Genomic DNA, 16,212 nt, shown 5'->3' with positions numbered 1-16,212 from the left:
AATCTCAGATGATCAGGATAATGAATGATTTTTTTTGCATATTAGTGGTGGCATTTTAATGAGAATCAGTGGGGGCATTCTGATGAGAATTAACATTCTGCAGATTTTGCTACCATTATAAAACGAAGTCGCGGTGTTGCTGACAAAATGAGTAAAGGCGTTCAGTTTCTGATGAGAAAGAATAAAATTGATGTCATTAGCGGTGTTGGTAAAGTTATCTCCAAAAATGAAATAACTGTTAAAGGGTCAGATGGAAAAACAGCAACTTATCAGGCAAAATACATCGTTCTTGCTACAGGTGCACGAGCTAGAGAATTGCCAAATCTTCCAATAGATGGTAAAAAAATCATTGGCTATCGTGAGGCAATGGTATTACCTGAACAACCCAAATCCATTATCATTGTGGGAAGTGGAGCGATAGGTGTAGAATTTGCCTATTTCTATAACAGTATAGGTACTAAAGTGACTGTAGTGGAATACTTGCCTCGTATTGTTCCTGTGGAAGATGAAGATATTTCGAAAGAATTGGAAAAAGCCTTTAAGAAAAAAGGAATTGAAATAATTACCAATGCTTCTGTAGAAAAAGCAGATGTTTCAGCTACAGGAGTAAAAGCTACAATTAAAAAGACGGATGGTAGTGGCGAACAGGTATTGGAAGCGGATATACTGTTAAGTGCTGTAGGCATTGTAACAAATCTTGAAAATATTGGTATTGAAGAGTTGGGGATTAAAACAGAACGTGGAAAAGTGCTGGTAGATGAAGGGTGTAAAACCAATATAGATAATATATATGCAATCGGCGATATTATTCCTGGTCCTGCGTTGGCTCACAAAGCGATGAAAGAAGCTGTAATTTGTGCCGAAGCTATAGCTTTTAAAGAAAGTAAATACGACCATCAACCAACGCCTTTAGATTACGGAAATATGCCAGCATGTACCTACACTGGACCTGAAATTGCTTCGGTTGGTCTAACCGAAAAGCAGGCACGTGAGGCGGGAATGGATATTAAAGTAGGTAAATTTCCATTGATGGCAAGTGGTAAAGCGAGTGCAGTAGGTGCTACTGATGGTTTTGTAAAAGTGATTTTTGATGCCAAGTATGGAGAATGGATTGGAACGCATATGATTGGCTATAATGTAACGGAGTTGATAGCTCAAACCACAACTGCGCGTAAATTGGAAACAACATGGCACGAGCAATTGGATACTATCTTTCCACATCCAACTATGAGTGAAGCCATAAAAGATGCTATTGAAGATGCCTTAGGTGAGGCAATACATCTATAAATAAATACAAAATACTTTTAAATTTATCTTTAAATTGATTGATTATGAAAAACAGACTAAACTGTTGGAAGTGTGTACTGTTACTGTCTTCACTTCTCGGATTGTTGATACAGATCTAAAATCCAGATTTGGTAATTTTTAAGAAGGCAGATATTTTCATCTGCCTTTCCTCTATCTATTAATTCAATTATTAAAAAAGTCACGGAATATAAAACGTGACTTTTTTAATAAGAATAAACGAAATTAGTCTTAATTTAGAGTAGCTACTAGTGAAACTTCTAATTTATAAGCTTTTCCTACCGGACACATAGCTTTTGCTTGTTCTGCATAGTTTAAAAATTCTTCTTCATTTAAACCTGATATTTTTGCATTTAGCACTAAATCAGAGTTCGTAATATCGAAGCTGGTTGCTGTTATTGTACAAGATGTTTCTAAAGATTCTGCCTCAATCCCTTTGCTTGTAAGTATATAGTTTAACGTCATTGTATAACATGCAGCGTGTGCTGCGGCCATCAATTCTTCTGGATTTGTAGCGGTATTTTCTCCTTCAGATTTATTGTGTTTAAAAACACTGCTTCCAATGGCTGAATGTGCTGCATCGAAATTACCGCTTCCATTTTTAAAATTACCTTGCCACTTAGCTGTTACTTTTGCTTTCATTTTTAAATTTGTTTTAAATTACTTGACAAAATTACTATCTAAAAAACGTGTCATCAATGCATATACTTCATTCTTAATAGGACTTTTTTCCTTTAACGAACACTTTAAAGAGCGTTTCGGAAAGAAAGGGGGGGTAGACCCGTTTGAGATTTGAAAAATCGCACAAAATAGGAGTAGTCTTCATACCCGAGATAATCAGCAATTTCTTTAATGCTTAAGGTTGTATTGGCAAGTAACCTTTTAGCCTGAAGAATAATTCTTTGCTTAATAATGATGCTTGGTGCTACCTGTTTTTCAGATACAATTTTTTTATTGAGGTTTTTAGGTGTGATATTCAGCATATTTGCATAGTCAGAGACATTATGGTGCTTTCGATAATGAAGCTCGACCAATTGACTGAATTTTCTAGCTAACTCCTTATCATATGAAATGATTTGACTATCATTATTTGATTTTATCAAAGTTCTGGTTGCTGAAATGATTATTTGTTTGATGTATGTTTTTATCATTTCTTCAGCCCAAAAATCTTTTTGATTAATTTCTCTTTTTATAGACGAGATTAGTTTTAAGAAAAGTATGTCCAGATTCGTCGACAAATTTAGATAAGGCATCTCGAATACATTATCAAAAAGGAGCCCGTCACAAGCAAGCTCTTTATCATGGAAAGCTATGCAATAAAAATCAGGATTGAAATAAATAATACTTCCTCTAGATTCCTTGGATATTTGAAAATGCTGACCAATACTGAAGAAAAGCAAGACGTTTTCTGTAAAGCTGTACTCTACGAAATCCACAATAATGCTACCGTTTTTCTCCATATAAATGATTTTATAGTAATCTTCCAGCAGCGTATTGCTATTTATCCTATTTCCAGATTTATCATCAAAATCCAGATATCCTATCGATTGTCTTTTATTTAATCCGGCATCCATTTTTTATCAATTTATGAGTATTAGTCCGAAGGTTTGTCATTAATAACAAAGCCCTTAAAAGATTTAGGGCTTTGTATATATTAAACTAAAATTACACATTATACATTACAAGGTACCTCTGCGTTCCTGTTCTCTTTCAATTGATTCAAAAAGAGCCTTGAAGTTTCCTGCACCAAAACCTCTAGCTCCCATTCTTTGAATAATTTCGAAAAAGAATGTAGGTCTATCCTGAATCGGTTTGGTAAATATCTGTAACAAATAACCTTCTTCGTCAGCATCAATCAGAATTCCCAGTTTTTGCAATTCATTTAAATCTTCCTTGAAATTGTCGGCATGAGCTTTGATGCGATCCGGTATAGCATCATAATATGCCTGTGGCGGAACGGATAGGAACTCTACACCTCTTTTTTTCATTTCTTCTACCGTTTTAATAATATCATCGGTAGCCAAAGCTAAATGCTGTACACCGGCGTCTTCATAAAAATCCAAGTACTCTTCTATTTGAGAACGCTTTTTACCTTCAGCAGGCTCGTTAATCGGGAACTTAATTCTTCCATTACCATTTGCCATAACTTTTGACATTAGGGCAGAATATTCAGTAGAAACCTGTTTATCGTCAAAAGATAAGAAATTAACAAATCCCATTACATCTTCAAACCATTTTACCCATGTATCCATTTCGTTCCATCCTACATTTCCAACCATATGATCAATAAATTTCAGACCAACAGGTTCCGGATTATAGTCTGATTCCCATTTCGTAAATCCAGGTAAAAAGATTCCTTTATAATTTTTACGTTCTGTAAACATAAAAACTGTTTCACCATATACAAAAACACCAGCTTGGATTGCTTCTCCGTGTTCATCTGTAGTAACGGTAGGTTCCATAAATGGCTTTGCTCCACGTTTGGTAGTTTCTTCAAATGCACTTTTGGCATCCTCCACCCACAAAGCAACTACTTTTATTCCGTCTCCATGTTTTTTCACATGTTCCCCGATTGGAGAAGAAGAGTTAAGTGCAGTGGTCAGTATAATACGGATCTTGTCTTGTTTTACCACATAAGATACTTTGTCTTTTACTCCGGTCTCTAACCCTGCATAAGCTTCAGATTGGAATCCATAAGCCGTTTTGTAATAATGCGCTGCCTGAAGGGCATTCCCTACATAAAATTCTACATAATCAGTTCCTAATAGTGGAAGAAAGTCTTGTGCTCCTTCAAATATTTTTTCTAAACCGTATTCAACGCTTTTTAATTTATTTGTCATTGTTTTTTATTTTTATAATATGATTTTGATACATGATTTGTGTACACTTGATGAAGTGTAGTTGCATTTAGAACTTGTATACCAGCTATAACATAGCACGATGCAAAACCGATAGAAAGGTTTTGATAGACATTTTATAATTAGTTATTCCTCTGTAAATGTATTTCACTTATTTATAACAAACACTATAATCAGTAAAAGTCACAAAACAAACCCGAAATATTACAAGTGGAACTATTTTATGGTAAATAATCAGTAAATGTCATAAATCAAACAAGGAATATCACAACCAATATTACCTGTTATCTTATGAACTTTGTACTCAAGAAATACAATTAAAAAGTTCAAAACAATGGAAAGCAAAAACCTTCAATTCAAGACAAACCTTAACTGTGGTAACTGTGTTGCTAAAGTACAGGGTGATTTAGATAGCGCTAATGGTATCAGCGAATGGAATGTAGATACTACAAATAGTGATAAAGTCCTTACGGTTAAATCGGAAGGAATCAGCGAAGACGAAATCGTTACAATTATTAAGAAAAAAGGGTTTAAAGCCGAACCTATTTCACAATAATATAATAAGCAATTCATTAATCATAAAAAAGAGATAAAAAATGAAAAAGTTAATAATAGCAATAACCGTAATGTTGTTTGGATTTTCTGCCTTTGCACAAAACACAAACAATCTGTTAAACAGTTACATCAGTGTAAAAAACGCTTTAGTAAGTAGTGATAGCAAAGCAGCGAGCACCGCAATTTCGGTTTTCAACGATGCAGTAAAAGGTGAAGATAATTTTTCACAGAAAACTGATCTGTTAAAAGCGACAGAAAAATTAAACAAGGCTGGAAACAATATTGAAAAGCAAAGAGCAGCTTTTAACGATGTTTCTACTATAATGTGGAAACTGGTAAAGTCGTCTGATAAAGTAATTCAACCTGTTTATTATCAGTATTGTCCTATGAAAAAAGCATATTGGTTGAGCAAAGAGAAAGATATTAAAAATCCTTATTATGGCTCATCAATGCTTACCTGTGGCAAAGTTGCAGAAACTAAATAATAAAAACCTTTAAGGCATTGCTTATTGAGCAATGCCTTTTAATCTTTGTATAACCAATGCGATTTTTAAAATGAATAATAAAAAATTTCTTCACAAAAAGTTGTTGCTGCTAACTCTGTTAGCGCTCTTCATATCACAGGTCGGTATAGCCCAAAAAGTAGTACGTTACGATTTGTATGTAAAAGATACCATCGTAAACTATGCAGGCAAAGAAAAAAGAGCAATCGCTGTAAATGGGCAAATACCAATGCCAACACTTGAATTTACTGAAGGCGATACGGCAGAAATAGTGTTACATAATCAACTTAAAGAAAGTACCTCATTGCATTGGCACGGATTATTTCTACCCAATAAAGAAGACGGAGTTCCTTTTTTAACGCAAATGCCAATTGAACCTGGTGAAACCTTTACGTATCGTTTCCCTATTATTCAAACTGGAACGCATTGGTATCATTCTCATTCAGGATTGCAAGAACAGATAGGTATGTATGGGAGCTTTATCATGCATAAGAGAGCTGATGATAAAACATTTAGAAAAGGGATTGACGATTTGCCAGAAATACCCATTATGTTAAGTGAATGGACAAATCTTAAGCCGGAAAACGTTCATCGCATGCTACATAACGCAAGCGACTGGTTCGCTATACAAAAAGGAGCTACTCAAAGTTATGCAGAAGCTATTCGTACAGGAAATTTCAAAACAAAACTGAAAAATGAATGGAAACGTATGATGGCGATGGACGTAAGTGATGTTTACTACGACAAAGTATTGATGAATGGAAATCATTTGACAGATTTAAAATCAATTGATGGTAAACCTTTGAAAGCAGGTGATAAAGTACGTTTGCGCATTTCTAACGGAGGTGCATCGTCCTACTTCTGGTTAAGATATGCTGGTGGTAAAATGACAGTGGTGGCTAGTGATGGAAATGACGTAGAACCTATAGATGTTGATCGTCTAATAATTGCGGTTTCCGAGACCTATGATGTGGTGGTTACCATTCCCGAAGATGGTAAAGCTTATGAGTTCATGGCTACAACAGAAGATCGTACCCAATCTACGAGTTACTTTATCGGGAATGGAGAGAAAACAATGGTGGGTGCCATGCCTCGTCTTAAATATTTTGAAGGCATGAAAATGATGAACGATATGATGAAAATGAATGGGGACCTTGATGATATGGGAATGAATATGAGTTGGAATCAAATGGATATGAATGTCGTTATGTATCCAGAGATTACGGGCGAGGAAAAGAAAAAAGTAAAGAAAATGGACGAAGCTATGGATCATAGCAAAATGGATCATGGAGATATGAACATGAAGCAAAGTGCTGAAAAAACCGATCATAGTCAAATGAACCATGGTGAGATGAATATGAATGAAGATCCAAATCGCTATAATGCGAATGCATTAAGCGAGATTGTAACGCTTAATTATGCCATGCTGAAATCTCCAAATAATACTGAACTACCTAAAAATGCACCCGTAAAAGAATTGAAGTTTACATTGACCGGAAATATGAACCGTTATGTATGGAGTATGGATGATAAAGTACTATCTGAAAGCGATAAAATACCTGTAAAGAAAGGCGAAGTATTGCGCATTACACTCTATAATAATTCGATGATGCGACATCCTATTCACTTACACGGATTCGATTTTAGATTACTAAACGATAAAGGAGAAAACGCTCCGATGAAAAACATCATTGACATTATGCCGATGGAAACCGATACCATTGAATTCCTCGCAAATGAAGAAGGTGATTGGTTTTTTCATTGTCATATATTGTATCACATGATGGCAGGTATGAACAAAGTTTTTGCTGTGGGTGATTATAAAAACCCTTATTTGCCCAATAAGGATAAAGCCTATAAAATGTTACAGCGTGAAAGTAATATGATCCATTTTATGGCTCAGAATGATTTTGCGACCAATGGTAATGACGGTGAAATGATGTTTATGAATGCTCGATATAGTTTGGGTACAGAATGGAGATTAGGTTACAATGATATGCACGGTTACGAAGTGGAAACTCATTTTGGTCGTTATATAGGAAAAATGCAATGGTTGATGCCTTTTATTGGTTTCGACTGGCGTTATCGTAAAATGGGAATGGATGAGCATGAAAAAAATCTTTTTGGACAAGTAAATAAAAAAGATAAACGAGGAGCATTTAGTCTTGGTGTTATGTATACCTTACCTATGTTGGTTAATGTACAAGCGGAGGTATATCACGATGGTATTTTTCGTGTTTCGCTAATGCGAGAGGATATACCTCTTTCCAAAAGATTGCGAGCAGGGTTTATGGTAAATACGGATATGGAATATATGGCAGATTTGCGATATATCCTTACAAGACATATCGGTGTGAGAACACATTATGATAGCGATATGGGCTTTGGAGTAGGTTTATCAGTTAATTATTAATATTAACAACAAAGGGAAATAAAAACGGTTATTACATTACGTCATAACCGTTTTTTATTTTACACAAGTACGGAATAATCAGTAAACCTCATAAATCAAACAAGAAATATCACAACAAGAAGATTAAACTAATTTGACAATTTTGTATTGTAAATTTTTAAGATTATGACAGCTAAAATAAAATGGAATAATGTATACCTCTTGTTTTTATCACAAGCATTATTTCAGACCGCATCGATATTAGTCATTACACTTTCAGGAATTGTAGGAATGGTTATGGCTTCTGATAAAAACATGTCAACCATTCCAGTTGCGATGATTACAGTTGGCGCAGCAGCTATGATGATTCCAGCGTCAATAATTATTAAAAATTTAGGTCAAAGGAAAGCCTTTATGATTGGAACATTGATAGGCGTTCTTGCTGGCTTAGTTTCTTGGTATGGAATTGTTCAGAATTCGTTCTGGATTTTTGCTATTGGAAATATGTTGATTGGCGCTTATCAAGGGTTTTCACAGTATTATCGTTTTGCGGCTGCAGATTCTGTGCCGGATAATGCAAAGAGTAAAGCCATTTCTTTTGTGATTGCCGGAGGTGTCGTTGCAGCATTTGCGGGACCTAATTTGGCAAGATTTACACAGCATTTGGGAAGCATGCCTTATGCATATTCTTTTTTTTCTATTGTACTTTTAAGTGTCTTGGCATTTGGAGTAGTTTCGTTACTTAAATTTCAAGCAAAGCCGGTAGCTCGAAATAATGAATCTTTAAAAAAAGGTCGTTCATTAAAAGAAATTTTCAAAAGTAAAGATGCCGTTTTAGCTGTGCTTTCATCAGCTACAGCATTTGCGGTGATGGGAATGTCTATGACGGTTACGCCTATTGCAATGCATGGTTTCGGTCATAGTTCTGATGATTCGGCAACTGTAATTCAATGGCATGTGTTAGGTATGTTTTTGCCCTCATTTTTTACAGGCATCCTCATTCAGAAATTTGGAGTTTATAGAATCATTACAACTGGATTGTCGATTTTGTTTCTCTATATTTTCATTGCTCTTTCTGGTACCGATTTTACACATTTCGTATCGGCATTATTTATTGTTGGTTTAGGTTGGAACTTCTTGTTTATTGGTGGATCCGCATTATTAACACAAGTATATAGACCTGAAGAGAAAGAAAAAACACAAGCATTTCATGACTTCACGGTTTTTGCAGTAATCAGTATTGCCAGTTTTTTTGCAGGAAGTTTATTTAATAATTGGGGCTGGAATGGCATTAATATTGTTTTAATTCCAATGCTTCTTATTACATTAATTGCGGTAATTAAAATTACAATGACAAATAAGAGCGCGCACGAGAATCAGTAAAAATCACAATTATCTTCCAAAAAATCGTAACTAATAAAAACGAAATAATAAGGAACTTTGTAATTAGAAAAGAATCAAGTTATAATATCAAAATAATTAACGTTTTAAAAAAAAATATTATGAATACACAACATCAATCCAGCAGCGAAAATATATTTATTTGCCCTATGCACCCAGAAGTCAAAGGGAATAAAGGTGATAAATGTTCAAAATGTGGAATGAATTTAGTTCCAGAAAATAAAGGAACAGCAAAACATTTTGATGTGATTATATCTTCTGAACCTGAAGTTATTGAAGCAGGGAAATCGACGCAGTTTAAAATCATTGTAAAGAACGAAGATAAAGTTGTGTCATTAGAAGAAGTACATGAAATGAAAATGCATCTTCTAGTTGTGAATGAAGAACTAACTTGGTTTGACCATATCCATCCCATTGAACAAGAAGACGGTTCTTATCTTATTGATGAAATATTTCCAACTGCTGGGGACTACTTATTTTTTGTAGATTATAAGCCTGAGAACGAGGAAGGGAATGTTTACAAACATTCGTTAAATGTAGTAGGAAATACTACAGAAATAGCACAGTTAGATACAAATGCAAAATTTGAATCGGAATCAGATGGTTATACTGCCAAATTATTGAATGGTGCAGATTTGAAAACAAATACAAGCCAGCCATTGCAATTTGAGATTCTAAAAAATGGTAACAAGATTAATGACGCTGAATTGCAAAACTATTTAGGAGCAAAAGCTCATATTGTAATGATAAGCAAAGCTGAAAAAGAATTTTTGCATATTCACCCAATGTCTAATGAAAGTTATCAGATTTATGCAGAAACACTAATCAAGAAACCAGGTTTATATAGAATGTGGATGCAATTTAAGATTAGTAATAAAGTGCACACTGTAGATTTTACGGTACATGTTGCTGAGGGTAACAAAACGAGCGAAGGTCATAATCATCATCACAAACACTAAAAAAAATCAGTAAAAATCGTAAATCAAACAAGGAATATCATAATAAAAAAAATAAGAAAATACAGAATTTTGTAGTATAAATATACATTATAAATAAATTAAAAAATGGAAAATAAAGAATTTCAATTCAAGACAAACCTTAATTGTGGAGGATGTGTATCAAAAGTAAAAGCAGATTTTGACAGTGCGGAAGGTATCTGTGAATGGAATGTAGATACAGCTAATAATGATAAAATCTTAACTGTAAAATCAGAAGGAATTACAGAAGATGAGATCATCGCTATCGTTAAGAGAAAAGGATTTAAAGCAGAACCTTTAGCAGAGTAATTTATCACTCTATATTTTATCCTGAGAGTGATAATGGATAGTATTCTTTTAAATAATTGTACTATCGCAATTTAAAATGAGGTAATTTATTGTAGGATGCCTGCAATTATTACCTCATTTTATTTTTTATGCCAGTTTTTAAATTTAAAATCCTTGTTTTAATGATAGATTATTGCCATTCTTTGATGAATGAATTGGATGATAGAATAACTGAACTGACTTACGAGCATAGCAATAACTCGTTAGAGTTGTATGAAAATGCTATTGTATTAGTTTTACAAAGGCTTGATTCGGCAAAGGAATATGTCAAGAAAAAAGGATTCAAAGATGAAGATGAAGAAATATTCTTTTTCAAACAACTTAAACCTCAGTTAGTTTCAAAATTGATATATTTAAATTCTATATATAAAATTGAAACAAAACGGCCCAGAGGAGGTGATAAAATTATTAAACAATATCTCAATCTTGAGCTTAGTAAGATCAAGCGTTTTTTTGATGCTAATTTGGAATTTTATAAATACTACAGAACTAATAGCACCCATTTAGATAAAAAATACTTTATCAGAGGAAATCATGATATAAAATTAAGCTTAGATACTTATTATTTTGAAGCAGATCATAAATTTGCAACCTCACACGATTATAAAGTAGCTAAAATTATTGCCAACGATTTAATACAGGTATATCTTGAAGACCAATTGAATAACAATAATAAAAAACATATATCAAAAAATTTAAGTTTAAATTGGACTGGTAGTAAAACAGCTTTGGTTGAGTTAATCTATTCTCTACATTCCAATGGTTCAATTGAAAATGGTAATATTGATATTAAGGTTATAGCAAAAACATTTGAGAATATGTTTAATATTGATTTAGGAGACTTCTATCATTCTTATTTAGAATTAAAAGGAAGGAAGATAAATCGAACCAAATTTCTCGATAGTCTTCGCGATGCACTTATCAAAAGAATGGATGAGCAGGACGAAAAATGAAAACAGAGTTTAAATGTGTGACATTTCATACACTAAATGAAGTTATGTATGTATAGTTATATAAAAATTAAATGCTGTAAATACAATTTACTAAATTATTACCAATAACATTTTTAGCGTTTATAGAACTCATATTATTTGCAAATACTGATTAAATTAATCTTTTATGCTTTAAAATTGTCTTATAATTTTAATTAAAGTATTGGCATAGAGTTTTTTATAAATTATTTCGAAATTTTCGCAACGAAATTGTTGCTTTGTATTACTATAAATGCATATTTTTGCACCGTTAATAAAAAAAGATAAAGTTCATTTACTTGAATTTTCTATGATATTAAAAGTCAATATCGGACAACAACAGTTTTAAATCATTAATAAAATGGTTCGAAAATTGTCCCGACAGGACGACTTAAAAGCTCTAACGAACGTTAGAGCTTTTTTTGTTTCCTTCCTTTTATTCGTCCCGCAAGCTGTTTACAGGATTAGCTACGGCTGCTCGAATGGCCTGCCAGCTTACCGTAATCAATGCGATACCTATTGTTACCAGTCCTGCGAGCACAAACATCCACCATTGGATTTGGATGCGGTAGGCAAAGTCTTCCAACCATTTGTTCATGACTAGCCAGGCAATCGGCGAGGCAATTATCAAGGCAACTAATACGGGTTTTATAAAATCTCTGGACAATAAAGTAGTAACGCCCGATACCGAAGCGCCCAGCACTTTTCGGATTCCAATCTCTTTGTTTCGTTTGGCGGCCGTAAAAGAGGCTAAACCATATAGGCCCAGGCAAGCGATAAATATGGCCAATCCGGAAAAAAGACTGAGTATACGTTGTTGCCTCAGATCGGTTTTGTATAGCGTGTCGAATTTCTGGTCCAAAAAGCTGTATTCAAAAGGGTATAAAGGAGCTACTTTCCCAAATGCAGTTTTAATAGTTTTTAGCGCTGCAGGGAAATCTTTTGTGTTTAAGCGAATGAGGGTTACCCTTAGATCATCAGAAGGAGCAATAACTAATGCATCCATGTTTTCTTTTAGAGATAGGAAGTTAAAATCATCTATTACACCAATGATTTTTCTGGGGGATTGATCGCGGATCGTATTTTTTATCCATTTTCCAATGGCCTGTTCGGGGGTAAATCCGAGCATCGATGTTGCAGTACGGTTAACTAATACAGCGCTAGTGGAGTCGGTGGGGTATTGCGCTGAAAAGTTTCGGCCTGCAATTATTTTGAGGTTCAGCGTGCTTACATAGTCGAAATCGGTGAATTCCGTCCTTGATCTCCACTTCTCCCCATTTTTACTCTCCACTTCAAACGTATGGCTATCGAAGAAGCCTCCTGGTTCACCCGACATAAAGGAGACCGATGCAATATCACTGCTCACAGATAATTCGTTTTTGAATGTACGAAGGTTGTTGTACAGTTCTTCATTGTCTATTGGAATAACCACAGTCTGTTGGTTGTCGTAGCCGAGTCCTAGTTCTTTCACATATTTCATCTGCTTGGAGATAATCAGTGTACCGATGATAAGTAAAATGGATATGCTGAATTGGAACACAACCAGCGTATGTCGGAACAGTGTGCCGCCCTTGCCCAAGCGCAATTTACCTTTTAATGCCTGTATAGGGGAGAAGGTTGAAAGGTATAAGGCAGGGTAACTTCCGGCTAATAGCCCTACTATGACAATAATTGCAATCAAAAAAATATAGATTGGCCATGAATTCCATGGGACCGTTAGGGTGTATCCCAATAGTTGATTATATACAGGCATGAGTAGTTGCAGTAGACATATGGCGAGTATGCAGGATATGGTGGTTAATAAAATGGATTCTCCGATAAACTGCCCCATTAATTGAAGACGTTGTGCTCCAAGTACCTTTCTTAAACCAACTTCTTTTGATCGGTCAACTGCACGTATTGTCGAGAGATTCATGAAATTGATGCAGGCGATAATCAATATAAGGATGGCGATGGAGAGAAAAATGTAAATAACTTTCTTGTCACCATGTTTTGCGCTGTCAAATGCGCTGTGGGATTCAAGATAGACATCTTTTAGCGGTGTAAGGGCAAGATCAAAATGGATACCCATATTGGTAGAAACTGCTTTCATATGCCTATTCATGAAATCGGGAAATTGCTTTTCCAGTTGCCTAACATCTTTATGTTCGTCAAGTAGGATGTAAGTGAATAAATTGTTGTTTTGCCAAGCTTTGAACGGTTCGGTATTGATATAATTGGATAATGGAATGATAAGATCAAATTCCAGATGCGAATTGACCGGAAGATCTTTTGCAATCCCGGTAACGGTTAATTGTTTCGTTTTATCAAGCTGTAGTATTTTACCGATGGGATTCTCATCTCCAAAATATTTTTTCGCAGTTTTTTCCGTTAATACAACACTTGTTGGATTTTTTAAAACAGTCATTGGATTTCCCTTGATGAGCGGAAAACTAAATAGTTCAAAGAAATCGTCATCTGCAATAAAGAGTTTCTTTTCATTGAATGCGATATTGCCAAAAGAGAATAACCCATTGGCAGGCATTACCCGTACAGCTTTTTTGATATCATCCGGATAATCGGTTATTAAGGCGGTGGCATAGGGTGCAGATAAATAAGGAGCGCGGTCTTTGGTGTTGTCAAAGCCACGCATGACCCGATAGATCCGGTCACCTTGGCTGTGAAACTTGTCAAAGCTAAACTGATTGGCGATAAACAGGAATATCATTGCGCAGACGGTGATGCCTATTGTTAAGCCAAGGATATTGATAAAGGAAAAAACCTTGTTCTTAATAAGGTTTCTCCAGGCGATTTGGAAATAGGTCTTTATCATACTTTTTGTTATAAGTGTTCATTCTGAACTTATGGTAATCAATCCCGTTGAAGGATAGGTTGATTTCTATTTTTGAAAAAATGTGCAATGAGTCAATTTCAAAAAAGCGGCCAAAGGGCTAAAGTGTTTTTAGTCAATAGATTGTATTCTTTCTTTTTGTGGTTAAAGTGTTTGGATTCGAACACTTCATGTTCATATTCGAACAGGCTACAGTTGGGAGGTCAAAAAGATTTTAATTGACAGGTGAGCGCTTGATCGAAGTGACAAATATTCGAAATAGCATTAGATTTGATGTATAAAGGGGAGCTATGTATCGTCAGGGCAAAGAGTATGTCGCAATATAACAACTTGTTAGTTTTATTTTATGTTTTTCATTTGCAAATAATTTGTAAGAAGCGTATATTTGTGCCACACAAAACAAAGGTGATACCTTTTCGGGGTGTAGCGTAGCCCGGTATCGCGCCACATTTGGGATGTGGAGGTCGTAGGTTCGAATCCTGCCACCCCGACTAGAAAAGCTCTAACGAAAGTTAGGGCTTTTTTCGTTTTGGGGCAAGAAGGCGAACCTACAGCCTTAGGATATTATTGAGTTTGATCCGGAGGAGACTCAGTCAGGGCCTGCCAATCCCACTATTTCAGCTAGCTAAGCGTTAACTTCGCTATTCAGGGCAGTCATGCTGGTTTTTAAAATTATTTTGGATCGAAATCGATATGTGTTTTAAATGTTTTGTAAATTATTTTACAATAAGTCAGCTTGTTAGGTGTTATGTAGAGAATATTTTTGAAAAAAACATATTTTTAATTTACTTTTGTGCCACACAAAACAAAGGTGATACCTTTTCGGGGTGTAGCGTAGCCCGGTATCGCGCCACATTTGGGATGTGGAGGTCGTAGGTTCGAATCCTGCCACCCCGACGAGAAAAGCTCTAACGAAAGTTAGGGCTTTTTTTGTTTCAGGGCATTAAGGCGAACTTACGGCCGGGTGCATTCTTCGCATTTTTTAACATTATATCCTTGTAAACCCGCTGTTAAACAGTTAAATTGCTTGAAATTTATTGTCAATTAGAATATAAACATAAATAATATGAACAGAAAAGCGGCATTTCTTTTAGGAATTTTGGCCTCTTGTGCATTACCGCAAGTAACCTTTGCTAAACATTCAATCGGAGAATCCAGTCATTATCAACAAGACGTAGAAGGCAAAGAGCTGATTGGTCGATGGGACATCGAAGTTGATATTAATGGTACCCCTGCACCATCCTGGTTGGAGGTAAAATTGTCGGGCTATAGAACTTTAGTCGGTCATTATGTGAGTACTTCCGGAAGTGCTCGGCCAGTTTCGCAGGTGTTTTATGAGAAAGGAAAGTTTAGATTTGCCATCCCACCTCAATGGGAAGGCGGAAAGATGAATCTAAGTGTTGAAGGAGAGATTGTAAACGGTGTATTGCAAGGGACAATAACAGAGCCTGATGGGAAAACATATCGCTTTAAAGGTGTTCGTGCTCCGGAGCTGAAGCGAACAGCTGCAGTAAAATGGGGTAAGCCCATTCAGCTGTTCAACGGCAAGGATCTGTCAGGATGGAAAGCTACCGGTAAAACGAATCAGTGGGTGGTGAAAAACGGAATTTTGACTAGCCCGCAATCTGGTTCTAATTTGGTCTCTGAGCAAAAATTTGAAGATTTTAAATTACATGTTGAATTTAAAATTCCAGCAGGAAGTAATAGTGGTGTCTACTTAAGGGGCCGTTATGAGGTTCAGATAGAAGATAGCCCCAAGGATGCACATCCTAATGCTGTGCTTTTCGCAGGGGTATACGGCTTCTTAGCTGCAAATGAAATGGTCAATAAAGGAGCCGGAGAATGGCAAACCTATGATATTACATTGGTAGGACGTCTAGTGACGGTTGTGGCAAACGGAAAGACTGTTATCAGTAACCAAGAAATCCCTGGTATAACGGGCGGTGCTTTGGATAGTAAAGAGGCAGAGCCGGGACCAATTTATTTCCAAGGGGATCATGGTCCCGTGGAATTCCGAAAAGTGATTATTACTCCAGCTATTAAATAGCATAACATGATACAAAGGCTATCTG

The 16,212-nt window shown here is 35.4% G+C and carries 12 protein-coding genes, 2 tRNA genes and 1 pseudogene; 11 read left to right on the top strand and 4 right to left on the bottom strand.

Annotation, left to right across the window (positions count from 1 at the left end; genetic code table 11):
* Positions 1-111 precede the first annotated feature (111 nt).
* Positions 112-1,287: pseudogene (gene lpdA / locus L1283_RS17165) on the top strand (dihydrolipoyl dehydrogenase); the annotation flags it as partial.
* 249 nt (positions 1,288-1,536) lie between these two features.
* Here the strand turns inward: lpdA and L1283_RS17160 are convergent.
* The 3 genes from L1283_RS17160 to hppD form a co-directional block, all read right to left on the bottom strand.
* Positions 1,537-1,947, bottom strand: coding sequence for an OsmC family peroxiredoxin (locus L1283_RS17160; RefSeq protein ID WP_038330952.1), 411 nt, complete (start codon positions 1,945-1,947; stop codon positions 1,537-1,539).
* A gap of 104 nt (positions 1,948-2,051) precedes the next feature.
* Positions 2,052-2,879: an AraC family transcriptional regulator gene (locus tag L1283_RS17155; RefSeq protein ID WP_065720930.1), complete on the bottom strand. Its 828-nt coding sequence runs from the start codon at positions 2,877-2,879 to the stop codon at positions 2,052-2,054.
* Positions 2,880-2,984: 105 nt separating this feature from the next.
* The gene (gene hppD, locus L1283_RS17150) at positions 2,985-4,145 is read right to left on the bottom strand and encodes a 4-hydroxyphenylpyruvate dioxygenase (RefSeq protein WP_065720929.1); all 1,161 of its coding nucleotides are present in this window, start codon (positions 4,143-4,145) and stop codon (positions 2,985-2,987) included.
* A 352-nt stretch (positions 4,146-4,497) separates the two neighbouring features.
* On the opposite strand from hppD, the gene L1283_RS17145 reads away from it, so the two are divergent.
* The 7 genes from L1283_RS17145 (at position 4,498) to L1283_RS17115 (ending at position 11,292) form a co-directional block, all read left to right on the top strand.
* Entirely contained in the window at positions 4,498-4,719 is a 222-nt protein-coding gene (locus L1283_RS17145; RefSeq protein WP_065720928.1) for a heavy-metal-associated domain-containing protein, read from the top strand.
* A 40-nt stretch (positions 4,720-4,759) separates the two neighbouring features.
* Positions 4,760-5,203 (top strand): DUF3347 domain-containing protein, encoded by a 444-nt coding sequence (locus L1283_RS17140; protein WP_065720927.1) that lies wholly within the window; start codon positions 4,760-4,762, stop codon positions 5,201-5,203.
* A 100-nt stretch (positions 5,204-5,303) separates the two neighbouring features.
* Positions 5,304-7,634 (top strand): multicopper oxidase domain-containing protein, encoded by a 2,331-nt coding sequence (locus L1283_RS17135; protein WP_260031574.1) that lies wholly within the window; start codon positions 5,304-5,306, stop codon positions 7,632-7,634.
* A 165-nt stretch (positions 7,635-7,799) separates the two neighbouring features.
* The gene (locus L1283_RS17130; protein WP_038330962.1) at positions 7,800-8,996 is read left to right on the top strand and encodes an MFS transporter; all 1,197 of its coding nucleotides are present in this window, start codon (positions 7,800-7,802) and stop codon (positions 8,994-8,996) included.
* A 119-nt stretch (positions 8,997-9,115) separates the two neighbouring features.
* Complete coding sequence (locus L1283_RS17125; protein WP_228388405.1) at positions 9,116-9,973, top strand: heavy metal-binding domain-containing protein; 858 nt, start codon at positions 9,116-9,118, stop codon at positions 9,971-9,973.
* A gap of 105 nt (positions 9,974-10,078) precedes the next feature.
* On the top strand, positions 10,079-10,300 hold the full coding sequence (locus L1283_RS17120) for a heavy-metal-associated domain-containing protein (RefSeq protein ID WP_038330965.1): 222 nt from the start codon (positions 10,079-10,081) through the stop codon (positions 10,298-10,300).
* 161 nt (positions 10,301-10,461) lie between these two features.
* Positions 10,462-11,292 carry an RteC domain-containing protein gene (locus L1283_RS17115; protein ID WP_038330969.1) on the top strand — a complete coding sequence of 277 codons (831 nt, stop codon included), beginning with the start codon at positions 10,462-10,464 and terminating at the stop codon, positions 11,290-11,292.
* Positions 11,293-11,746: 454 nt separating this feature from the next.
* Here L1283_RS17115 and L1283_RS17110 read toward each other — a convergent pair whose 3' ends face one another.
* A complete protein-coding gene (locus tag L1283_RS17110; protein ID WP_088162901.1) occupies positions 11,747-14,122 on the bottom strand; it encodes an ABC transporter permease in 2,376 nt (791 codons plus the stop codon).
* Between the two features lie 435 nt (positions 14,123-14,557).
* Between L1283_RS17110 and L1283_RS17105 the strand changes: the two genes are divergently transcribed.
* The 3 genes from L1283_RS17105 to L1283_RS17095 all read left to right on the top strand — a co-directional run bounded on the left by L1283_RS17105 (position 14,558) and on the right by L1283_RS17095 (position 16,187).
* A tRNA-Pro gene (locus L1283_RS17105) sits at positions 14,558-14,631 on the top strand.
* Between the two features lie 332 nt (positions 14,632-14,963).
* Positions 14,964-15,037 (top strand) — tRNA-Pro (locus L1283_RS17100).
* A gap of 169 nt (positions 15,038-15,206) precedes the next feature.
* The gene (locus L1283_RS17095; protein WP_088162900.1) at positions 15,207-16,187 is read left to right on the top strand and encodes a 3-keto-disaccharide hydrolase; all 981 of its coding nucleotides are present in this window, start codon (positions 15,207-15,209) and stop codon (positions 16,185-16,187) included.
* Positions 16,188-16,212 lie beyond the last annotated feature (25 nt).

The sequence above is a fragment of the Sphingobacterium sp. HSC-15S19 genome (assembly GCF_050433745.1).
GTDB lineage: Bacteria > Bacteroidota > Bacteroidia > Sphingobacteriales > Sphingobacteriaceae > Sphingobacterium > Sphingobacterium siyangense.
The sequence above is the reverse complement of the archived record's forward strand: the minus strand, read 5'-3'. Positions and strand labels throughout refer to the sequence as shown.